Origin of the sequence: Pontibacillus litoralis JSM 072002, assembly GCF_000775615.1 — a bacterium.
GTDB classification, from domain to species: Bacteria; Bacillota; Bacilli; order Bacillales; family BH030062; genus Pontibacillus; species Pontibacillus litoralis.
Genome location: NZ_AVPG01000001.1, coordinates 242,312 through 264,492, shown reverse-complemented (window position 1 = coordinate 264,492; position 22,181 = coordinate 242,312). Strand labels below are relative to the sequence as shown.

Genomic DNA, 22,181 nt, shown 5'->3' with positions numbered 1-22,181 from the left:
AGGATGCCATCTTTTTTTAGAAACAAACGCTTAATTACGATTCTTGTAAGTCTTATTTTATTAGTGGCATTGATTGGCTTTTCGATGAGGGACCGTGATCAATTGACACTACCTGAAGAATTTGTATTAGATGTCGTTGGTGGGTTGCAAACGGTATTCCATACTCCTATAAATTTTGTTACCAATACAATCGACAATATCCAAGATTTGCGACATACGTATGAAGAAAATGCATTATTAAGAGAGCGAATTAATGAATTTAAAGGTTTAAAAGAAGAAGTACAGCTTTTAGAACAAGAAAATAAAGAGTTGAAATCTATTTTAGATAAAGAAGAAAGCATTGATGAATATGATTTAATTCAAGCATCTGTTATCGCTAGAAGTCCTGAGCCACGTTGGTTTGAACAGTTAACGATTAACAAAGGTTCTAACCAGGGTATTAAGCCGAATATGGCTGTTATCACTGGACAAGGATTAATCGGTAAAGTAGAAACGACTTCTGCTACGACATCGAAAGTGAAGTTATTAAGTGGGTTTGATCGGTCGAATGTTATTCATGCTATGATTGTTGGAGAAGGGAAAAATGCAAGCAACCAATTTGGTTTAATCGAAGCGCCGGATGAAGAGCAAAATGAGTACTTGTTGCTAAAACGTATCCCATATGAAGCGGAAATTAAGAAAGACCAGAAAGTCGTGAGTTCGGGCATGGGAGGCGTATTCCCAAAAGGATTGCCTATTGGTACTGTTAAAGACGTTATTGTAGATGAATATGGTTTAACGCAAACGGCATATATTAAGCCTGCTGCTGATTTATATGATATTAATCATGTCGCAGTTGTGGATCGAGAAATTCATTCGCCAGTTCTTAATGAAGAAGAAGCGACTGACGAAGAGAAGAAGGAGGAGGATGCGGAATGAAACGTGTATACCTCCCTCTTCTTCTAATCGTTATTGTTGTGTTAGAAGGTACTGCAATGGACTTTTTGCCGAAAGAATGGTTAACGTCTAGTTTTTATTTTATTCCACATTGGGTATTAGTAGTACTCGTGTATGTTGCTATTTTTTATGATTATGACTCTACATACTATTGCGTTCTGTATGGGATTATTTTCGGTTTACTCGTCGATATTGTTTATACAGACATGCTCGGAGTGTATATGTTTACGTACGGACTTGTCCTTTATAGCATTCATGGTTTAAAACGAATACTTCATTCTAATTGGTTAGTGACCACATTATTAACTGTCGTAGCAGTCGTCTGTGCGGATGTGATTGTATATGTGTTATACTCTATTATTAGAGAAACAGATATTACGTGGTATACTTATGTGTATAAAATGTTATTACCAACACTAGTGGCGAATGTTGTGTTTGCGTTGCTATTATTGCCGTTATTGCCCAGGAAATTAAATGATTGGGCGGAGTCGCATTTAGAGAAGTCTACTTCCGTATGAATGTTATACATGAAAAAATAGCAATGTTAATAAGTCGTATAAAGGTATTGTGCAGCGATTTGTTGAATATATTGTTTGAGGTGAAGCTTCCATGAGTATCAAGAAGCAAATTGTATCCATAAAAGGAACGAAAGAAGGCTTAACCCTACATATTGATGATACTAGCTCTTTTGATGAAGTGATGAAAGAACTAGAAAATAAATTAGTAGGGAATGAAATGGCTGATGGACAACCTGAGATTACTGTTAGAATTCAGCTCGGTAAACGTTATATTACCGATGAGCAACAAGAACAAATTGTGGAGAAAGTTCGATCTCATCATAAATTAGTCGTGGAATCTATTGAATCCGATGTGTTGACCAAAGAAGAAGCTCTGGAGTGGAAACGTGATACGCAAACAACTTCCATTTTTAAAGTGATTCGTAGTGGTCAAGTTGTTGAAATACGCGGAGATGTTTTGTTAATTGGCGATGTGAATCCTGGTGGTAAAATTGTTGCGACTGGTAACATCTTTATTATGGGGAACCTTCGTGGAGTTGCTCATGCGGGGGTAGATGGTAATGCAGATGCTGTCATCGCTGCTTCTTATATGAAGCCCAGTCAATTACGAATCGCTAATCATATAAGTCGCTCTCCTGATTATGAAGAAGTGGCCGGTACTTATATGGAATGTGGATATATCGATGAGGAGCAGGGAAAAATCATGGTAGATCGTCTGCAACTTCTTTATCAGAAACGACCAGATTTGCGAGGTATTGAAAGGAGGATGCTCAATGGGTGAGTCGATTGTTATTACATCAGGAAAAGGTGGGGTTGGTAAAACGACAACTACTGCTAATATCGGAACAGCTCTAGCTTTAATGGGTAAAAAAGTATGTCTAGTGGATACAGATATCGGCTTACGTAACTTGGACGTTATCATGGGATTAGAAAATCGTATCATTTATGACATTGTAGATGTGATGGAAGAACGATGTAAGCTGAAACAAGCATTAATAAAGGATAAGCGATTTGAAGCTCTTTCCCTGTTGCCAGCTGCACAAACTAGTGATAAATCGAGCCTAACTCCAGAGGGTATGGTGAATATTGTCCAAGAATTAAAGCAAGAGTTTGATTACATAGTCATTGATTGCCCTGCTGGAATTGAACAAGGCTATAAAAATGCAGTAGCGGCAGCCGATAAAGCGATTGTGATTACAACGCCTGAGAAAGCTTCCGTACGTGATGCAGATCGAATCATTGGTTTGTTAGAACAAGAAGAAATTGAGCACCGACGTTTAGTGGTGAATCGTATTCGCAATCATATGGTAGAGCAAGGAGACATGCTTGATGTAGATGAAATTGTCGCGATACTATCTATTGATTTATTAGGAATTGTCGCAGATGATGATGAAGTAATTAAAGCTTCTAACAATGGGGAACCGATTGCATTCCAGCCAAGTACGAAGCCATCTATCGCATACCGTAATATTGCCCGTCGTATTCTTGGGGAATCAGTACCATTGCAATCTTTCGATGAACATAAAGGGATATTAACGAGAGTGAAAGAATTTTTTGGTATACGTTCGAAATAAATCAATCTGCTGTTTAAAACAGCAGATTTTTTTTTTTGATTACGGCTCTTTTCGCTTTTCTTCATAACTTGGTTCAACGTGACATAAACTTGTACCAAATAAGATTATGAAGTGGGGAGACGCGATGAAAAAAGATGTACGTCATATTCGTAAATCAATTGCACAACGAAAGAAGCAGCGTTCTGTAAAAGGGGAGCGTCAGCACGCTAATTCAACCGTTACGTATGTGCAAGAGGAGGAGAAGCATGGCTACCTTCCTTTTTCGTCTTCAACTGAGGAGGAGAAATTAGGTAGTGGTCAATATATGACGACCTTTGTATTCAAATCATTGTTATCTGCCATTCTCTTTTTTGCGGTGGCCATCATGTATCAATGGGATATGGAGTCATTTGAAAAACCGAGAGCATTTGTGCACCATGCAGTGACAGAAGAATTTCCATTTGCATCTGTGAATAAATGGTACGAAGAATCGTTTGGAGAGCCATTTGCTTTTTTGCCTCAGCATATAGAAGAGAACGTTCCCGTTATAACAGAAGAGTATGCGCTACCTGTTAGTGGGTCTATTCAACAATCCTTTCAAGAGAATGGTCAAGGAATTCAAATTGTGACTGAACAACAACAAGAAGTACGAGCAACTGATGAAGGTATTGTCCTTTTCGCTGGAAAGAAAAAGAATACAGGGAACACAGTCATTATCCAACATGCAGATGGTGCTAAATCGTATTATGGTATGTTGCACAACATAGATGTTACACAATATGAGCAAGTCCCTAATCAACAAGTAATTGGTACTACACAAGCGGAAGCGGGAGAACCCTTTTTCTTTGCGATTCAACAAGGAGAGAAGTACGTCGATCCCATACAGGTGATACAAGTTGATGAACATCAGTAAAAAAATCAACCATTTTCATATTCATCCTATTTTATGGGCGATGATTGCCATTGGGATAGTAACGGGTTCCTTTCTTCAGCTTATCGCTATATTTTTGATTGTGCTGATTCATGAGCTAGGGCATTATGGAATGGCTTTATATTATCGCTGGCGCATAAGGTCTGTCATGCTTTGGCCGTTCGGTGGTGTAATGGAGACAGATGAACATCATACTAGGCCACTTAAAGAAGAATTGGCAGTTTCGTTAGCTGGGCCAGTACAACATCTTTGGTTATATGGTGTAATTTGGATGCTAGGTTGGATGCAATGGGTATCCCCAAGCATGGTCGATTTGTTGTTTCTATACAATACAAGCATCCTAATCTTTAATTTGCTACCAGTATGGCCATTAGACGGAGGTCATTTATTGTTTTTATTCCTTTCTCACCGTTTTCCATTCGTGAAAGCGCAAGCATATGTAATCATCTGTTCCATTGTTTGTATTGCATTTACCGTACTCATTAGTTTGCTGATCTTCCCTTTTTCCCTTACGATAGTTTTACTAGCGTGTTTTCTATTGTGGGAAAATCGGCTAGAATGGAAACAAAGACAGTACACCTTTCTGCGCTACTTGCTGAAAAGGCATGAAGATAGAAATGATTCCGTTCATACCCTTCATGCAATTCACGTCCCGGAAGATATGCCTATTCATCACATTTTTCACAGGTTTAAGCGCGGGACACATCATCATATTTACGTGTTGTTTCGTAATCAATCTCGTAAAGTAATCGATGAGGGAGAATGTTTGTACTATTATTTTACGTTGAAACAATCTTCCGCAAGTGCAAAAGATGTTGCAGAATGGAGTGCGATGTAAAGTGAGGATTATGAATGAAGCACATTTATATAAAAAAAGACGCAACAGAACATTGGGGCGTTGTATTACAGAACAACCAATTAGAACAAGTTGTTGTTGAGCGGCCACATACTACAAGCCAAGTAGGAAATTTATATATCGGGCGGGTTGTGAATATTAGCATTAGTTTACAAGCAGCCTTTGTTGATTTCGGACAAGGGAAACCAGGTTTTTTGAAACGAAATGAACTACCTGCCGCAAGAGAAGATGATTCGCTGCCTATTCAACGGCTCGTTCATGAAGGGCAAGCGGTTTTAGTACAAGTCACGAAGGATGCTTATGATCAAAAAGGAGCACAGTTGACAGCCAATATAACATTGCCAGGCATAGATCTTGTTTATTTACCATTTGGAAATTACTATGCCATTTCCAGAAAACTAGCAGTGGATGCACGTACTCGTTTAAAACAATGGGCACACAGCGTTTGTGTTGACAAAGAAGGAGTTATTGTGCGAACGGGTGCAACAAATAAAACAGAGGAGCAACTTGTAGACGAATTAAATACCTTAAGGGAAAGGTGGAGGTCGCTTCAAGAGACAATCAAACAAAAACGACCTCCATACCTTGTACTAGAAGATAAAGAATTACCGTATCGTTTTTTACGTAAGTTCCCAGATCAAGTGATAGATCATGTCTATATTGATAATCAACAATGGAAAAAATCCATAGAAGCACATTTTCCGTATTTACAAGGGAAGTGTACGTGGGTAAGAGAAATTGAAAAGGAGCTTCCGTTCACGTTTAATCAAATAACAGAACGAGTTATGAATAGGAGTGTTCCTTTAGAGAGTGGAGCGCAGCTTACATTTGACGAAACAGAGGCGATGGTCGTTGTTGATGTAAACTCTGCTACGTTTACGAGGTCACATTCCAAGCAACAAACGGCCTTAAAAACGAACATCGAAGCAGCAAAAGAAATCGCGAGACAAATTCAGTTACGGAATGTATCAGGGATGATTGTCATTGATTTCATTAGCATGAAGAGGCGTGAGGACCAGCAAAAAGTATTACAAACTCTTAAACAAGCGGTTCGTCATGACCCAATACGGACTGAAGTGCATGATTTTACCGCATTAGGATTAGTTGAGCTAACGCGTAAACGGGAAGCCCCTTCTTTATTCCAAACGTTTGGTCAATCGTGTGGTACTTGTGCTGGCGGGGGAGCAATAATATCTCCGGAAACGTATGCCTATCAGCTTGAAAGAGAATTACTTTCATACAAATGGCACGATCAAGACGTCATTGTGATGGAGGTGCGTTCAGATATTATACAAGCATTTCGTGAAGTTATTGATATAAATGTTTTAAAATCTTCTCTTTACAAACAGCTTTACGTCATAGAAAATAGAGAACGTGATGTTACATACAAGCTACGTTTTATCGGGGACGTTGATACTTTGTCTGAAAGGCCCTTTTTTAAGAAAGGAATCCTTGACAGGGTGTTTTAAACATGATAACATCAATACGTTATGTTGAGTAGCACCCGATGCTACAACCGCTCAAAACAGGTTTTCAAGCCTTTAGGGCACCTGCATGGCGAGTCTGAGTTAATAAGGAGGTGCAAGTATGTACGCAATTATCGAAACTGGTGGCAAACAAGTAAAAGTAGAAGAAGGTCAAACAATCTTCATTGAGAAAGTAAATGCTACAGATGGTGAAAATGTAACATTCGACAAAGTACTTGTAGTAGGTGGCGACGAAACAAAAGTAGGCGCTCCTTACGTAGAAGGTGCTTCTGTTACGGCTAAAGTGGAAAAACAAGGTCGTCAAAAGAAAGTTACTGTTTTCAAATACAAGCCTAAAAAGAACTACAAACGTAAACAAGGTCATCGTCAGCCATACACAAAACTTACTGTTGAAAAAATCAACGCGTAAGTAAGGTACGGAAGATGATACAAGTACTTGTTACACGAAATCCACAATCGGACATTATAGATTTTGAAGTGAGCGGACATGCGGAAAGTGGCCCTTATGGACACGATTTAGTATGTGCTGCTGTATCTGCCGTTACGTTTGGGGCTGTAAATGCTGTAATGGAGCTTTGCTCATGTGAACCAATCATTGAGCAAGGTGGAGAAGGGGGATACTTGCGGGTAGAGCTTCCGGATTCTTTATCTAACACTTCATTTCAGAAAGCAAGCGTACTATTAGAAGGTATGATTATAGCTTTAAAAACTATAGAGCGAGATTATGGTGAATATATTACAATTTCAGAGTCATAAGGAGGTGCAGCCCAATGTTACGTTTAGACTTACAGTTCTTCGCCCAAAAGAAGGGTGTTGGTAGTACGAAGAACGGCCGTGACTCAATCTCCAAGCGTCTTGGAGCGAAGCGTGCGGACGGTCAATTTGCAACAGCTGGTTCAATCCTTTACCGTCAACGTGGTACAAAGATTTATCCAGGTGAGAATGTTGGTATCGGCGGTGATGATACACTATTCTCAAAAATCGACGGTGTAGTTAAATTTGAACGCTACGGACGTGACCGTAAAAAGGTTAGCGTGTACCCAGTAGCTCAAGAAGCTTAATGAAAAAACTCTAGCCTACGGGTTAGAGTTTTTTTATGCTTTATTTCTCTATTTAACATACTTCTCGTTATTTTCGTTCTTTCCGGTTGTGTGTAAGTTTGCTATACTTTTACTATTATCGTAAAAGGGGATATAAACCTATGGAAGTACAGGAAGTGACGAAATTATTAAGGCATTATCGCCACGACTGGATGAATGAACTGCAAATCGTCCACGGCTATGCTGCTATGAATAAAATGGATAAGGTGCAAGAGAAGCTAGATGAAATAATTGCAAATTCCCGTGAAGAAGCAAAATTAATGAGCTTACAGGCTCCATATTTCGCATTATGGATACTTCAATGTAATATGCTCAACGATAATTGCAAGCTTACCTATCAAATTGAAGCTGAAGAAGATTGGTCGGAATTCGATCAAGAGCTGGTGAACCAATGTGAAGCGGTTGTTCAAATAATCCAAGCGTGTATCTCTCCATTAACATTATGTGAATTACATGTTCGCCTTAAACAAACGTATGTCCCACGATTGCATTTTGAAGTGTGTGTGGAAGTGACAGACGAAAAGGAGCTTCAAAAAAGAATAGAAACTGTGCCAAATGTGCACGATTTTATTATAGACGATAACAATGAACAAAAAACGTATAATATATACATCGATATGAAGGAGAGGTGAGCTCATGTTTGTCGATTCGGTTAAAGTATATGTCAAAGCTGGTGACGGTGGAGACGGAATCGTCGCGTATAGACGTGAGAAATATGTACCAAAAGGTGGTCCCGCTGGTGGAGATGGTGGAAACGGTGGGGATATCGTATTTGAAGTAGACGAAGGGTTAAATACGTTAATGGACTTCCGTTACCAACGTCATTTTAAAGCGAGTCGCGGTGAAAACGGAATGGGAAAAGGTGCACACGGCAAAAATGCTAGCCCTTACGTTATACCTGTACCACCTGGAACGACTGTAAAAGATGAAGAAACTGGGGAAGTGATTGCTGACTTAACGGAACATAAACAACAAGCAATCATTGCTAAAGGTGGTCGAGGTGGCCGTGGTAATACACGATTTGCAAGTCCTCGTGATCCAGCACCGAATATTGCAGAAAAAGGTGCACCTGGCCAAGAACGAGACATTTCTCTTGAATTAAAATTAATGGCGGATGTCGGTTTAGTCGGTTTTCCAAGTGTGGGGAAATCGACCCTTCTTTCCGTTGTAAGTGCTGCAAAACCTAAAGTGGCAGAATACCATTTTACTACTTTAGCGCCGCATCTAGGTGTAGTAGAAACGACGGATCAACGTAGTTTTGTCATGGCCGATTTACCAGGATTAATTGAAGGAGCTCACGAAGGGGTTGGCTTGGGACATCAATTTTTACGTCACGTTGAACGAACAAGAGTGATTGTCCATGTGGTTGATATGGCTAGTATGGAAGGCCGTGATCCTTCCGAAGATTACGAAACCATTAAAGCGGAGCTTGCGCAATACGATGAAAGACTAGTGAAACGTCCTAAAATTATTGTAGCAACGAAGATGGACATGCCTGAAGCAGCGCAAAACCTACAGGCGTTTAAAGAAAATTTAACAGAAGATATACCAGTGTATCCTATTTCAGCTATTACGCGAGAAGGCTTAAATGATGTATTATTTGCTATTGCGGATATTCTCGAAACGATACCGAAGCAAGAAGATAATATTGAAGAGAAGGACGAACGAGTTATTTATAAGTTCCAAAAAGAGGAACAACCTTTCGAAATATCCAGAGATCCAGATGGTGCTTTCGTATTGTCAGGAAGTCAAATTGAAAGCTTATTTAAGATGACAGACTTCACTCGTGATGAAACGATTAATCGCTTCGCTCGTCAGTTACGAGGTATGGGCGTAGATGAAGCGTTACGTGAACGTGGTGCTAGAGATGGCGATACAATTCGCCTCCTGGGATATGAATTTGAATTTGTCGATTAGACTATTCATTTAAGGGGAATGTGTCATGGCTCAGAAAAAAGAACAATTTTATTTAGTGAGAAGTGATGTGTTACCAGAATCGATGCAAAAGACGATGGAAGCGAAAGAATTGCTTGAACGTGGGAAGGTAGGTTCTGTTCACGAAGCAGTGAAAAAGGTAGACCTAAGTCGAAGTGCCTTTTACAAATATAGGGACACCGTTTTTCCATTTCAGGCTATGGTGAAAGAACGTATTATTACATTGTTCTTCCATTTAGAAGACCGATCAGGAACGTTGTCGCACTTGCTTGCAATGGTAGCTAAAGCTGGTTGTAACATATTAACGATTCACCAAACCATCCCGTTACAAGGTAAAGCAAACGTTACATTATCTTTAAATACGGCAGGGATGATGTGTTCAGTAGAAGATATGATAGCGGATTTTAAGCGACTTGAATTCGTCGATAAAGTAGAAATTTTGAGTAGTGGAGCATAGAAGAGGGGGAACAATCATTGACAGCTGTAGCTTATTTAGGACCTAAAGGAACATTTACGAATGTAGCGGTAGATGCCTTATTTGAACAGGGGGATACAATTAGCTATAGAACGATTCCGGCTTGTTTAGATGCGGTTGATCATGGAGAAGTCGATGTAGCTGTTGTTCCACTTGAAAATGCAATTGAAGGAACCGTTCATTTAACCATTGATTATCTTATTCATCAAGTGGATGTTTCCATTATTGCGGAAGCTGTCATGCCGATTGAACAGCACTTACTTGTTCATAAAGATTTCACCGGTGATATTACAAGTATTGATCAAATATATTCCCATTCCCATGCGATTGCTCAGTGCCATCATTTTATTCATGAGCAAATACATGAAGCAGAAGTGGAGTATACGTCTTCTACAGGAGAAGCTGCTGCTAAGATAGCGCAAGCACAAGGTAACCATGCAGCGATTGGCAATGTGCTGGCGGCTAGAGAATACGGCTTACACATCATAAGGTACAACATTCATGATTATGATAACAACCATACACGATTTGCTGTTGTACAAAAACAACCGAAGCCGATTAAGCTGCGTGATTTGATGGCTACACATCATAAAACAACGCTTATGGTCACATTGCCTAGTGACTATTCAGGTGCACTGCATCAAGTGTTATCTGCATTCGCTTGGCGGAAAATGAACCTTTCTAAAATAGAGTCACGTCCAATGAAAACGGGACTAGGTAATTATTACTTCATTATTGATGTTGAACAGCCATATGATGATATTTTATTTCCAGCGGTGCAAGCTGAATTAGCAGCTTTAGGCTGTCAAACAAAAATACTCGGTACGTACCCTTGTTTTCCGATTGTTGCTCCAACTAGCGCATCATCAACTAAAAAATAACGGTTCCTAATTAAAGCGCACTATCTTCACCTTTCTTAAGGGAAGTACTGCGCTTTTTTCGTTTTTTTAGGCTTTTTCATCAATCTTTAAGAGGTTGCTGCATATGTTGTATGGAGTAGAACTGTTATTTACAAGCTCGTTAATGAAATAACAGAAAGAAGGGAGTATTCGTTGTGAAAATTCATGTTGTTCAAAAAGGAGATACATTGTGGAAAATCGCCCAGAAATACGGGGTTAACTTTGAAGAATTAAAGGGTATGAATACACAATTAAGCAACCCCGATATGATTATGCCTGGAATGAAGATAAAAGTGCCTTCTGATTCCAAGCCAGTTAAGAAAGAACAGCCAATCCAGCCAAACCTATCTGAACATCCTTATAAAGATGAATCTCCAAAACCGCTTCCAGTTATTAAAGAAGAAAAGAAACCGAAAGAATTACCAAAAAAAGAAATGCCTAAGCCGAAGGAACAGCCAGTGATGCCACCAATCCAGCCTTTACAACAGCAGCCAATCCAAATGCCAATTCAAATGCAATTTCCAACAATGGAACAACAAATGGATAATTATTATACAACTGTAAACATTCCGCAAATGCCTGCATATCCTGCTCCTCAACCGGAAACAAAACCAAAGGAAAAGCCTGAACCTAAAGAAGAAGAGAAGCAAGAGCCAATCCAACAACCAATATATTATCCTGCATACCAGCAACCTGCTTATTATTATCCAGTAATGCCGCATTGCATGCCGTGTGTACCACACCCTTGCCCACCACCGCAACCGTGTATGCCGATGCCACATCATATGGGCTCTTATATGCATTGTTATGATTATGCAACTCCAATGCCGCACGATCCAATGGTTCAGGGGCAAGTCAATCAAATGGAAGATGATTTAGACGATGATATGGAAATGCCTTTTATGCCAAATGGAAATAATGCTGATTGTGGATGTAGTGATCAATACATGCAAGCGCAACCGATGATGTATGGTAATTATGGCATGCCATATGCTGATCCTAATATGCAAATGATGCCACCACAATCTTATCAGCCACAGCCGATGCCATATGGAATGCAATCCCCTGTACCTATGAATGGAATGGTTCAAGGGCAACCGCCGAACATGATGCCTATGAATGGGGAGTACATGATGGGTCCAAGCGGGAATAACCCTTATCGGCCGTTTCAAATGCCGCCGTTCGATGACGAGGAATAATGCGATAAATCATAAGAAAAAGGAGTGTCATACGGTGCTGCACCTGTTGACATTCCTTTTTTTGTCTGTGATAGTAGGAACCCTTCAGCTGATTGGCTTCCTACTAACAATATGCTAACATAGGTTGCAAAGACATTTAACGTTCTGATAGAAAAGGGGATAACAACATGCAACAAACAATTAACGAATTAGTCGATTGGTTACAACAACAAGTGAAAGGCGCTGGTTTAAATGGGTTAGTAGTGGGTATTAGTGGTGGTATTGATTCCGCCGTTGTGGCTCACTTAATTAAGCGTGCGTTCCCTGACCATTCATTAGGCGTCATTTTACCTTGTAAAAGCAACGTTTCTGATCAAGCAGCTGCAGAACAAGTAGTGGAAAGCTGTGGAATTGAAAGCGTGACAATAAACTTAACAGAAGCGCATCATGCTATTTATCATTCAGTAAAGCAACAACTAGAAGAACAAGGGACTTATAATGAGAAGCAGGAACGACTAGCGGATGCTAATTTACGTGCTCGACTGCGCATGAGTACATTGTATACAGTAGCTACCAATCATCAATACTTAGTTGTTGGAACAGATAATGCAGCCGAGTGGCATACAGGCTATTTTACAAAGTATGGCGATGGTGGTGTGGATCTTGTTCCTCTTATTCACTTTACAAAAGGGGAAGTTCGTGACCTTGCTCGAGCATTAGGTGTTCCAGAAAATATAATAACGAAAGCTCCAAGCGCAGGCCTTTGGGAAGGGCAAACAGATGAACAAGAAATGGGAGTTACGTATGACACGATTGACCAATACCTTAAAGGTGAACCAGTAGCAGACGAAGATAAGGCGATTATTGAGAAGCTTCATAACAGAACAGAACACAAGCGTAACTTAGCTGCTGCACCTCCTAAAAGGTAACCACGATTTCCTATAAGTAACTTGATTAATATAAGCCTCTCTAATCCATGCTAACATGGAAGGGAGGTTTTCTTATTGAAGGTAATTCACTTAGTGGGTGCGCAAGTTTTGTTCATTATGCTACTTGCAGGCTGCATGGCAACAGAAGATTACGTTGAATCAGACTTGCAACCTGAGCCATTGTCCTATGACCTGAATGAACAAGAGAAATATGTAGAGCAAAGTAAAGACGATGGCAATATTCCGTTTAGACGGGAAAAGGAACACGCTGCCGATCCTACGAAGCAAACCCGGTTATCAGACCCAAATGCGATGTCAACGAATAACAAAAAATATGATATCCAATCACGGAACATTTCTAAACGACTAACCCAGTCTCGCTACGTTAAAATGGCACAAGTAGTCGTAACACACGATAAAGTAATGGTAGCGGTAGCTGAACCAGGACGAACGACATCTACTCGCGTGAATGTAGCTGAAAAAGTGCGCCAAGTTGTAGCACAAATGCCTGAAGCTTATGATAAAGAAATTGTTGTATATACAGACGAAGTGTATTGGGATCGAATGAAAGATTTAAAAGGTAGAATCAATCAAGCTGACGAAATGCCAGGGGGAGTCGATCAATTTCGTAATCCCTACAGGTAAAAAAGGAGCGAGTGTGTAGCTCCTTTTTTTATATGACTTGAACATGTTATAGCAATTGTTACGTACTTTTAGCATTCCATAAAGTATGATATATTATATAAGAATTTTGATATATGGATTAAGTGAGAGGGGTGTGCCCAATGGCAGGACATTCTAAATGGGCCAATATTAAGCATCGCAAAGGTGCACAAGATAAGAAGCGTGGAAAGATTTTCATGAAGCTAGCGAAAGATTTGTACATCGCGGCGAAAGAAGGCGGTGGTGATCCGGACACGAATGCAGCGCTTCGTCTAGCAATTGATAAAGCAAAAGCTAATAACGTACCGAATGACAATATAGAACGTGCGATTAATAAAGCAACAGGTAACATGGATGGTGCTAATTACGAGGAAATGATGTATGAAGGATATGGTCCAAATGGGGTTGCTGTTATGGTAGAAGTGTTAACAGATAATCGTAACCGTACAGCATCAGAAGTACGTCATGCCTTTAATAAAAATAACGGCAACCTTGGCGAAAATGGCTGTGTTTCATTTATGTTTGACCGAAAAGGGTATATCGCGGTAAACCGTAGCGAGCATACCATTGATGAAGAAGAGTTTATGCTTGAAGTGATCGAAGCAGGAGCAGAAGAAATGGAAACAAGCGAGAATGCCTTTGAAGTATTTACAACCGCAGATTCCTTTCATGAAGTTCGAACAGCTCTAGAAGAGAGTGGTTATACGCTTGAAGAAGCGGAAATTACATTCATTCCACAAACGTACACATCTCTTCAAGAGGAAGAAGCTGAGCAATTAGAGAAGCTAGTGGACATGCTTGAAGACTTAGAAGATGTGCAAGAGGTATACCATAATTATAAATAACGTATGAAACTTCTAATTTCTGGACAAACTGAAATTAGAAGTTTTTTTATCATTATGGGGGTGTCTCGTTATGAAGCATCGAGTTGTCTATAGTATGATTAGTCTATTTATTTTCATAATCGTTAGCACGTGGACTAGTTATAGTTTAGTTGTAGGAAGTACATCATCAGAACGGGATGAACCAACGAAAAAGGTATGGCAACAAGAACCGTTAGAAGTAGAAGTGGTGTTACAACGTCAATACGTAGATGGTCAAATAGAAGAAGAACGAAAGCAACAGAAGGTGTGGTCGATGGAAGATTTTTGGGCATCTCATGAAGGCTGGCAGCTAATCGATCAACAGCAAGGTAAGGTTGTGTTTCGAAAAGAGGTGGATGCTTTATCCCCTTTAGTTAAGAAAGAAGGATATTTCGGCATTAGCAATAATGGGGAGTTATCGATATTTCTCGGTATTCCTGTAAATAATGAGGTTATTGAATCGTTTTATTATTTAAATACAGATAAATTAGAAGCGCGTGATACAAAACAGTTACAACAAGGAATTAAAGTAAGTTCTAAAGAGCATTACCTTAGTGTTTTAAAACAGTTTGAACCGTACGAAACGACGAAAAACAACCCTGGCTAAATTGCAAGCCAGGGTTTCCTATGTATAAATATATTTAAGATATCGTCTTTGATGAGCTATCTAGAGCTCTTTGCTTGTCTCGTTACTTTTTCCGCATTGACCCCTAATGATTTCAGATATTCAATAATCCGATCAATTGTCTTCATGTTATTAACAAGCACCTCTATACATTTGAGACTTTCCTTAACTCTATCATAAACATTTATGACCGGTCAGTCAACATGATCTTTTTTTTCTATAAAGGTGAAATGGATACGAACGTATGTCCGATTCCTTATCGAGTACAGACGTTAAGTATGGTAAAATGAATAGTACAGTGAAAGAGAAGGAGTTATGTTGAATGATTGCGTATATTCAAGGGGTATTAACTACCATTGATTCTAATAGTATTGTTGTCGAAGCAAATGGGGTAGGGTATCATATTGCGTGTGGTAATCCATTTGCCTTTCAAGCGGATATAAATCAATCTATTCGAATTCACACCTATCATTACGTTCGAGAAGATGTACAAATGCTTTACGGGTTTAAGACGACAGAACAACGATCATTATTTGCTAAGTTGTTAAATGTAACAGGAATAGGACCAAAAGGGGCATTAGCTATTTTAGCTTCTACTTCTGTCGGTGATTTCGTTTCTGCAATTGAGCGGGAAGACGATGCATTTTTGACAAAGTTCCCTGGAGTAGGGAAAAAAACAGCCCGTCAAATGATTTTAGACTTAAAAGGGAAGTTATTAGAATGGCTGCCTGTTGAGAATGACGACAGTACTCTGTTTTATGAACAGTCTGCTCCTGATTGTAACAAACAAGTGGAGGAAGCATTGGCTGCATTAAAAGCGTTAGGCTATTCTGATCGAGAGTTGAAATCTGTGCGCACGAAATTATTGAAAGAGGAAACAACTTCTATTGATGAATTAGTTCGTAAAGGGTTAGCATTTATGATGCAAAAGTAGAAGAGGAGGTGGAACATGGATAATCGTATGGTTAGTGGTGATATTCAAGCGGAAGATGAGTCGGTAGAACTGAGCCTTCGACCGCAGCGATTGGCACAATATATTGGTCAAGCAAAGACGAAGGAGAACTTAAAGATATTCATTGAAGCGGCTAGAATGCGAAATGAGCCGTTAGATCACGTGTTATTATATGGCCCGCCTGGATTAGGTAAAACGACATTGGCAGCTATTATTTCAAATGAAATGGGTGGGAATTTTCGTGCGACGGCTGGTCCTGCAATTGAAAGAGCGGGAGATTTAGCTGCTATTCTTTCTTCTTTAGAGGCTGGGGATGTATTGTTTATTGACGAAATCCATCGTTTACCTCGCTCAGTAGAAGAGGTGCTGTATCCTGCAATGGAAGATTTCTGTTTAGATATCGTTATTGGATCTGGTTCAGAAGCGCGCTCCATTCGTTTGGATTTGCCACCATTTACACTTGTCGGGGCGACGACGAGAGCTGGATTATTAACAGCACCACTGCGCGATCGTTTTGGTGTGTTAAGTCGCTTGGAATATTACAATCATGACGATTTGTGTGCGATTGTCGAGCGAACGGCAGACATCTTTCAAGTGCAAATAAGCAAGGAAGCCGCTTTAGAAATTGCTCGTAGATCGAGGGGGACGCCTCGTATCGCCAATCGTCTATTAAAGCGTGTACGTGATATTGCGCAAGTGAAAGGTGAGTCTATCATATCACCTGATACAACGAAACAAGCGTTACAAATGCTGCAAGTGGACGAAGAAGGATTGGATCATATTGACCATAAGCTTCTCCTCGGTATTATCGATCATTTTAAAGGTGGTCCAGTTGGCTTGGATACGATTGCGGCAACGATTGGAGAAGAGTCGCAAACGATAGAGGATGTGTATGAACCGTTTCTGCTACAAAGAGGGTTTATACAACGAACGCCGAGGGGAAGACTAGTAACCAATAAAGCGTATGAGCATTTTCATCGGGAGGTGCCTAAAGGGTGACGGAGTTCTCTAAGCTGTTCATCACGATAGGTATTATTTTTATTGTGATTGGTGTTATAAGTGCTGCATTTGGCAAGTTACCTGGTGATTTTTCCTTTAAGAAGGGAAATGTAACGTTTTATTTTCCACTTATGACGTCTATTGTCGTTAGTATTGTGTTATCATTATTATTTTACGTGTTCGGAAAGATTCGTTGAGTAAGAATAGGAGAGAACTATGGATATAAAAGACTTTGATTTTCATTTACCAGAGGAGCTTATTGCGCAAACGCCTCTATTAAATAGAACAGAGTCACGTTTAATGGTTTTAGACCGAGAACGTGAACAAATAACGCATGAGCACTTCTACCAGCTGCCACAATTTCTACAACCAGGCGACTGTCTTGTCTTGAATAATACACGTGTATTACCAGCTAGGTTGTTTGGATTGAAAGAAGATACTGGTGGGAAAGTAGAAGTGTTGTTGCTTCATCAAATAGAAGGGGATGAATGGGAAGTTCTCGTCAAGCCAGCTAAGAAAGTGAAGATAGGTACGAGAATTTCTTTTGGTGATGGAGCCTTGATTGCACAATGTACACAAGTAAAGGAGCATGGCGGAAGAGTTGTCACCTTTCATTACGAAGGCTTATTTCTTGAAGTGTTAGAGTCTTTAGGGGAAATGCCTTTACCACCGTACATTAAAGAGCAGTTAGAAGATCAAGAGCGATATCAAACGGTTTACGCTAAGGAAGAAGGTTCAGCAGCAGCACCAACAGCAGGTCTTCACTTTACGAAAGCATTATTAGCAGAACTTCAAGATAAGGGTATAGAAATTGCTTATGTAACGCTTCATGTTGGTTTAGGTACATTTCGTCCTGTTAGTGCAGGCACAGTGGAAGAGCATGAGATGCATGCAGAGTTTTATGAGATGACTAGGCAAACAGCAGATCAGTTAAAGGAAGTGCGTAAGCGAGGCGGTCGTATTATTACTGTTGGAACGACATCTACTCGAACGCTTGAAACGATTGTCCGCGATTACGGGGATTTTACCGAGGCGCGTGGTTGGACGGACATTTTCATTTATCCGCCATATGCGTTTAAAGCAATCGACGGGTTAATTACGAATTTCCATTTACCGAAATCTACACTAATCATGATGATTAGCGCGTTTGCTGGAAAAGAATTGGTCATGAAGGCGTATGAAGAAGCGATTGAAGCACAATATCGTTTCTTTAGTTTCGGCGATGCGATGTTTATCCGCTAAAAAATATGCAAGCAAAGAAAGGAAATACTGATGGCGATTAAGTATGAATTAATTAAAACAGACAAGCAAACAGGCGCTCGTTTAGGTCGAGTGCACACGCCGCATGGCTCATTTGATACACCGACGTTCATGCCTGTTGGAACGTTAGCCACTGTAAAAACGATGGCTCCAGAAGAATTAAAGGAAATGGGTGCTAACATTATTTTATCGAATACGTATCACTTGTGGTTGCGTCCTGGTGAGGATATAGTAGAGGAAGCAGGTGGCTTGCATTCCTTTATGAATTGGGATGGTTCTATATTGACGGATTCTGGTGGATTCCAAGTGTTTAGTTTAAGTAAATTAAGAGATATTCAAGAAGAAGGGGTGCATTTCCGTAATCATATTAGCGGCGAGAAGCTCTTCTTATCACCTGAGAAGGCCATGCATATTCAAAACTCATTAGGTTCTGATATTATGATGGCTTTTGACGAATGCCCTCCTTACCCGGCAAGTTATGATTATATGAAAAGCTCAGTAGAGCGTACGAGTCGCTGGGCAGAACGCTGTTTAGAAGCGCACAAACGACCTCATGATCAAGGGTTATTCGGCATTATTCAAGGTGGTGAATATGAAGAACTACGTCGTCAAAGCGCACGTGATTTAGTTTCACTTGATTTTCCTGGCTATGCCATTGGCGGATTGTCAGTCGGTGAGCCTAAAGATGTGATGAATCGCGTCCTTGATTTTACAACGCCGCTCATGCCGGAAAATAAACCACGTTACTTAATGGGCGTTGGTTCACCAGATTCCTTAATTGATGGAGCCATACGTGGTGTAGATATGTTCGATTGTGTATTGCCAACGCGAATTGCACGTAACGGAACGTGTATGACGTCAAAGGGAAGACTCGTTGTACGCAATGCGAAATATGCTCGTGATTTTGGCCCTATTGATGATGCTTGTACGTGTCATACGTGTCGAAATTATTCAAGAGCTTACATCCGTCACTTAATTAAAGCAAATGAGACGTTCGGTTTTAGACTTACTACTTATCATAACCTTCATTTTCTGTTAAAATTAATGGAGCAAGTTAGAGAAGCTATTCGTCAAGATAGGCTAGGTGATTTCCGAGAAGCATTTTTTGAACAGTATGGCTTCAATAAACCTAATGCTAAAAACTTTTAATATAGGAAGGATGAACAATTCGTGTCATCATTAGTAATCCAAATTTTACCTTTGATTTTAATGTTTGTGATCTTTTATTTCTTGCTAATTCGTCCACAACAGAAGAAGCAGAAGCAAATTCAACAAATGCAAGCAGACCTACAAAAAGGTGATAAAGTTATAACGATTGGTGGTATGCACGGTACAATTGATGCGCTTGATGAAGGTACAATTGTTATTAGTGCTGGTAATTCCAAGCTTACATATGATCGTTCATCTGTAAGAGAAGTTGTTAACAAAGCCTAATGGAAAAGCGCTTATTCTTGTAAAAAGAATAGCGCTTTTTTTACGATGATTGATCCCCTCCACTGATGTTGACCCCAATCATGCCACCGAGAAGAGCCATAATCATGTACGAAAGGTGTGAAAACAGTTGTTCCACTCCTACCCCTTTTTGATATGCCAAGAACTGAAATAGAAAAACAATGATAGAGAAGCCGCCTCCGGTTAATAGTCCTAATAACCACCCTTGTTCTTTCCCTTTGACCCCTGTAATGACCCCGCTTACAAATAAGATGAGTAGTCCTGCTATTAATGTCGTCCATTGCAGTGTTGATTCTGTCATCGCCGTGAATTTCAATATAAGAGCTAACAGTAGACTAGTGATTGCCATCGCAATAAAAATAAATACCCACCCATAGACAATTGCTACTATTCTGTTTTGCATGGTCTTATATCCTCCTGTTCGTCCATCTTATTGCTAGCTTATTCAAGAAAAAAGTGAAATAGAATAAAATATTTTCTGCTCCCGTATGAATATAGTAGTAAAAATGGACAAGAAAAGGGGAAGGTGTATGGAAACGACCCTGGCCATCACTGTATTTATAATAAGTTATGTATTTATTATGACCGACAAGATAAACAGAGCACTTGTCGCCTTATCTGGTGGTCTCCTTATGTTACTAACAGGTGTTTATCGATGGGAGGATGCATTTATTGATTTTATTGATTGGGGAACGATAACGTTGCTCTTCTCCATGATGGTGCTCATCTCTATAACGAAAAAGACAGGATTGTTTGAATACATTGCAATTATGATGGCACAACGTGTGAAAGGTGCGCCGATCCCGTTATTAATTGTCACTAGCATCTTCACGGCAGTTGGATCTGCTTTATTAGATAATGTGACAACGGTTTTATTGTTCGTGCCTATTTTACTTACGTTAACAAATTTATTACATTTACCTGTTTTTCCTTATTTATTAACTGTCATTTTAAGTGCGAATATTGGCGGTACTGCTACGCTTATTGGGGATCCACCAAACATTATGATTGGGCAAGCAGTAGAACACCTTACGTTTATGTCGTTTATCGTTAACCTTGGACCTATCGTACTTCTTATCTTTATATGTACGTTAGCTTGCTTAATTTTGCTGTTCCGTAAATCTTTAAGATCGAGAGGGGACTATGTGGAAGAATTAATGAACTTAAACGCCAATGATTATATTCGCAAGACGCCAATGCTTTATCAATCGGTAAGTGTCCTGTCTTTGACGATTATCGGGTTTCTCATGCATGCGTTTGTTCATATCGATTTAACGACAGTAGCAGTATGTGGAGCGTTATTGTTGCTTTTGTTAACAGATCGTGAGGCTGATGCGGAGCAAGTGTTCCAAGAGGTTGAATGGGTGACGTTATTTTTCTTCATTGGCTTATTTATGCTTGTCGGCGGATTAGAGCAAGTCGGGGTGATTGATGAACTAGCAAGAGGGATGATGTGGCTTACAGAAGGAGATTTACCGCGCACAGCTATATTAATGTTATGGGTATCTGGTTTGTTCTCAGGTGTAGTGGATAATATACCGTTTGTCGCTGCTATGATTCCAGTGATTGAAGAATTGGAATCTTACGGAATGACGAATTTAGATCCGCTTTGGTGGTCATTGGCATTAGGTGCTTGTCTAGGAGGAAATGGCACGTTAATAGGTGCATCTGCAAATGTAGTTGTGGCAGGTTTAGCTTCTAGCGCTAGGCAGCCAATTGGGTTTATCAAATTTATTGCATATGGTTTTCCAGTAGTGTTGTTTTCCCTTATCGTCTCCACCATTTACATTTATGTACGTTACTTACTCCCGTTTATCGAATCTTCCTTGTAAGCATAAATAATGGTAGGTGGTAAACAATACTTCCTAAAACGAGAGTAGGGAACATAATTGGGTGCCAATGAAATAGTAATCATAGTTACGCGAACATTTGCTACTTATTTTATCATTTTACTTATCTTTCGATTAATGGGGAAAAGAGAGATTGGAGAATTGAGTATTATTGATCTAGTCGTCTTTGTCATGTTAGCGGAGATTGGTGTATTCTCGATTGAAGAACCTCAGGATGAGTTTATGCATGCCGTCATTCCAATGGTTTTATTACTGTTTATTCAGCGCGGGACGGCATGGATTTCTCTAAAAAGTCGAACATTTCGTACGTTAGTCGACGGAAGGCCTTCTGTCATTATTAAAAAGGGTAATATAGATGAAGAAGAAATGAGAAAACAAAGATATAATTTTGATGATTTAATGATGCAATTAAGAGAGCAAGGTGTTCGAAGTATAGGGGATGTTGATTTTGCAATATTAGAACCATCAGGTAAATTATCCGTGTACGAAAAGAAAGACGATACGGATTCACAAGCCTATATATTACCACTTATCATTGATGGGGAAATACAATTAGAGAACTTACGTTATAACGATAAAGAGGAAGAATGGTTAAAAGCAGAATTACATAGACGCGGCTATCATTGCATCGAGAACATTTCCTTCTTAACGATTGATCAGCATAACGAATGGTATATTGATGAATTTGACAAAGAAAAAGAGGAGTAACTACATGGATAT

The 22,181-nt window shown here is 39.7% G+C and carries 28 protein-coding genes and 1 other annotated feature; of the genes, 27 read left to right on the top strand and 1 reads right to left on the bottom strand.

Translation table 11 applies throughout. From position 1 onward, the window contains the following. Positions 1-3 precede the first annotated feature (3 nt). The 25 genes from mreC to yajC all read left to right on the top strand — a co-directional run bounded on the left by mreC (position 4) and on the right by yajC (position 19,593). A complete protein-coding gene (mreC, locus tag N784_RS01355) occupies positions 4-918 on the top strand; it encodes a rod shape-determining protein MreC (RefSeq protein WP_036831239.1) in 915 nt (304 codons plus the stop codon). Beyond that, positions 915-1,454, top strand: coding sequence for a rod shape-determining protein MreD (gene mreD, locus N784_RS01350; protein ID WP_036831238.1), 540 nt, complete (start codon positions 915-917; stop codon positions 1,452-1,454). Before mreC ends, mreD begins: the two co-directional genes overlap by 4 nt. 91 nt (positions 1,455-1,545) lie before the next feature. After that, a complete protein-coding gene (gene minC, locus N784_RS01345) occupies positions 1,546-2,235 on the top strand; it encodes a septum site-determining protein MinC (protein ID WP_036831237.1) in 690 nt (229 codons plus the stop codon). Beyond that, positions 2,228-3,028, top strand: a complete 801-nt coding sequence (minD, locus tag N784_RS01340) for a septum site-determining protein MinD (RefSeq protein ID WP_036831233.1) — start codon at positions 2,228-2,230, stop codon at positions 3,026-3,028. The genes minC and minD overlap by 8 nt, the downstream gene beginning before the upstream one ends. Positions 3,029-3,152: 124 nt before the next feature. Beyond that, positions 3,153-3,920: a M23 family metallopeptidase gene (locus N784_RS01335; protein WP_036831230.1), complete on the top strand. Its 768-nt coding sequence runs from the start codon at positions 3,153-3,155 to the stop codon at positions 3,918-3,920. Further along, positions 3,907-4,776, top strand: coding sequence for a M50 family metallopeptidase (locus tag N784_RS01330; protein WP_036831228.1), 870 nt, complete (start codon positions 3,907-3,909; stop codon positions 4,774-4,776). The genes N784_RS01335 and N784_RS01330 overlap by 14 nt, the downstream gene beginning before the upstream one ends. A 14-nt stretch (positions 4,777-4,790) precedes the next feature. Beyond that, positions 4,791-6,263 carry an Rne/Rng family ribonuclease gene (locus tag N784_RS01325; protein ID WP_036831226.1) on the top strand — a complete coding sequence of 491 codons (1,473 nt, stop codon included), beginning with the start codon at positions 4,791-4,793 and terminating at the stop codon, positions 6,261-6,263. 35 nt (positions 6,264-6,298) lie between these two features. Further along, positions 6,299-6,369: a sequence feature (ribosomal protein L21 leader region), on the top strand. Positions 6,370-6,381: 12 nt separating this feature from the next. After that, complete coding sequence (gene rplU / locus N784_RS01320; RefSeq protein ID WP_036831224.1) at positions 6,382-6,690, top strand: 50S ribosomal protein L21; 309 nt, start codon at positions 6,382-6,384, stop codon at positions 6,688-6,690. A gap of 14 nt (positions 6,691-6,704) precedes the next feature. Beyond that, complete coding sequence (locus N784_RS01315) at positions 6,705-7,037, top strand: ribosomal-processing cysteine protease Prp (RefSeq protein ID WP_036831221.1); 333 nt, start codon at positions 6,705-6,707, stop codon at positions 7,035-7,037. Between the two features lie 14 nt (positions 7,038-7,051). Next, positions 7,052-7,342 (top strand): 50S ribosomal protein L27, encoded by a 291-nt coding sequence (rpmA, locus tag N784_RS01310; protein ID WP_036831218.1) that lies wholly within the window; start codon positions 7,052-7,054, stop codon positions 7,340-7,342. A 140-nt stretch (positions 7,343-7,482) separates the two neighbouring features. Continuing rightward, on the top strand, positions 7,483-8,013 hold the full coding sequence (locus N784_RS01305; protein WP_036831215.1) for a Spo0B domain-containing protein: 531 nt from the start codon (positions 7,483-7,485) through the stop codon (positions 8,011-8,013). Between the two features lie 4 nt (positions 8,014-8,017). Then, positions 8,018-9,298 carry a GTPase ObgE gene (gene obgE, locus N784_RS01300; protein ID WP_036831212.1) on the top strand — a complete coding sequence of 427 codons (1,281 nt, stop codon included), beginning with the start codon at positions 8,018-8,020 and terminating at the stop codon, positions 9,296-9,298. Between the two features lie 25 nt (positions 9,299-9,323). Continuing rightward, a complete protein-coding gene (locus N784_RS01295; protein ID WP_036831210.1) occupies positions 9,324-9,773 on the top strand; it encodes an ACT domain-containing protein in 450 nt (149 codons plus the stop codon). Between the two features lie 17 nt (positions 9,774-9,790). Next, positions 9,791-10,672 (top strand): prephenate dehydratase, encoded by an 882-nt coding sequence (gene pheA, locus N784_RS01290; protein ID WP_036831207.1) that lies wholly within the window; start codon positions 9,791-9,793, stop codon positions 10,670-10,672. A 173-nt stretch (positions 10,673-10,845) separates the two neighbouring features. Further along, positions 10,846-11,889, top strand: coding sequence for a SafA/ExsA family spore coat assembly protein (gene safA / locus N784_RS17050; protein ID WP_052127073.1), 1,044 nt, complete (start codon positions 10,846-10,848; stop codon positions 11,887-11,889). Between the two features lie 167 nt (positions 11,890-12,056). Further along, positions 12,057-12,797 (top strand): NAD(+) synthase, encoded by a 741-nt coding sequence (gene nadE / locus N784_RS01280; protein ID WP_036831205.1) that lies wholly within the window; start codon positions 12,057-12,059, stop codon positions 12,795-12,797. 75 nt (positions 12,798-12,872) lie between these two features. Continuing rightward, entirely contained in the window at positions 12,873-13,442 is a 570-nt protein-coding gene (locus tag N784_RS01275; RefSeq protein WP_036831203.1) for a YhcN/YlaJ family sporulation lipoprotein, read from the top strand. Between the two features lie 140 nt (positions 13,443-13,582). Then, a complete protein-coding gene (locus tag N784_RS01270) occupies positions 13,583-14,305 on the top strand; it encodes a YebC/PmpR family DNA-binding transcriptional regulator (RefSeq protein WP_036831200.1) in 723 nt (240 codons plus the stop codon). A 70-nt stretch (positions 14,306-14,375) separates the two neighbouring features. Continuing rightward, positions 14,376-14,930, top strand: a complete 555-nt coding sequence (locus tag N784_RS01265) for an intercompartmental signaling factor BofC (RefSeq protein ID WP_036831196.1) — start codon at positions 14,376-14,378, stop codon at positions 14,928-14,930. A 340-nt stretch (positions 14,931-15,270) separates the two neighbouring features. Then, the gene (gene ruvA / locus N784_RS01260) at positions 15,271-15,882 is read left to right on the top strand and encodes a Holliday junction branch migration protein RuvA (RefSeq protein ID WP_036831193.1); all 612 of its coding nucleotides are present in this window, start codon (positions 15,271-15,273) and stop codon (positions 15,880-15,882) included. A 15-nt stretch (positions 15,883-15,897) separates the two neighbouring features. Continuing rightward, on the top strand, positions 15,898-16,899 hold the full coding sequence (gene ruvB, locus N784_RS01255; RefSeq protein ID WP_036831191.1) for a Holliday junction branch migration DNA helicase RuvB: 1,002 nt from the start codon (positions 15,898-15,900) through the stop codon (positions 16,897-16,899). Then, a complete protein-coding gene (locus N784_RS01250; protein WP_036831189.1) occupies positions 16,896-17,096 on the top strand; it encodes a DUF2905 domain-containing protein in 201 nt (66 codons plus the stop codon). The genes ruvB and N784_RS01250 overlap by 4 nt, the downstream gene beginning before the upstream one ends. A 19-nt stretch (positions 17,097-17,115) precedes the next feature. Continuing rightward, on the top strand, positions 17,116-18,141 hold the full coding sequence (gene queA, locus N784_RS01245) for a tRNA preQ1(34) S-adenosylmethionine ribosyltransferase-isomerase QueA (protein WP_036831188.1): 1,026 nt from the start codon (positions 17,116-17,118) through the stop codon (positions 18,139-18,141). Positions 18,142-18,168: 27 nt separating this feature from the next. Continuing rightward, the gene (tgt, locus tag N784_RS01240) at positions 18,169-19,308 is read left to right on the top strand and encodes a tRNA guanosine(34) transglycosylase Tgt (protein ID WP_036831185.1); all 1,140 of its coding nucleotides are present in this window, start codon (positions 18,169-18,171) and stop codon (positions 19,306-19,308) included. A gap of 21 nt (positions 19,309-19,329) precedes the next feature. Beyond that, positions 19,330-19,593, top strand: a complete 264-nt coding sequence (gene yajC, locus N784_RS01235; protein WP_036831183.1) for a preprotein translocase subunit YajC — start codon at positions 19,330-19,332, stop codon at positions 19,591-19,593. A gap of 40 nt (positions 19,594-19,633) precedes the next feature. On the opposite strand, the gene N784_RS01230 is transcribed toward yajC, so the two are convergent. Further along, positions 19,634-20,014: a TIGR04086 family membrane protein gene (locus tag N784_RS01230; protein ID WP_036831180.1), complete on the bottom strand. Its 381-nt coding sequence runs from the start codon at positions 20,012-20,014 to the stop codon at positions 19,634-19,636. Between the two features lie 127 nt (positions 20,015-20,141). Between N784_RS01230 and N784_RS01225 the strand changes: the two genes are divergently transcribed. Next, entirely contained in the window at positions 20,142-21,443 is a 1,302-nt protein-coding gene (locus N784_RS01225) for an ArsB/NhaD family transporter (RefSeq protein ID WP_036831178.1), read from the top strand. Between the two features lie 57 nt (positions 21,444-21,500). Then, positions 21,501-22,169 carry a DUF421 domain-containing protein gene (locus tag N784_RS01220; RefSeq protein WP_036831177.1) on the top strand — a complete coding sequence of 223 codons (669 nt, stop codon included), beginning with the start codon at positions 21,501-21,503 and terminating at the stop codon, positions 22,167-22,169. Positions 22,170-22,181 lie beyond the last annotated feature (12 nt).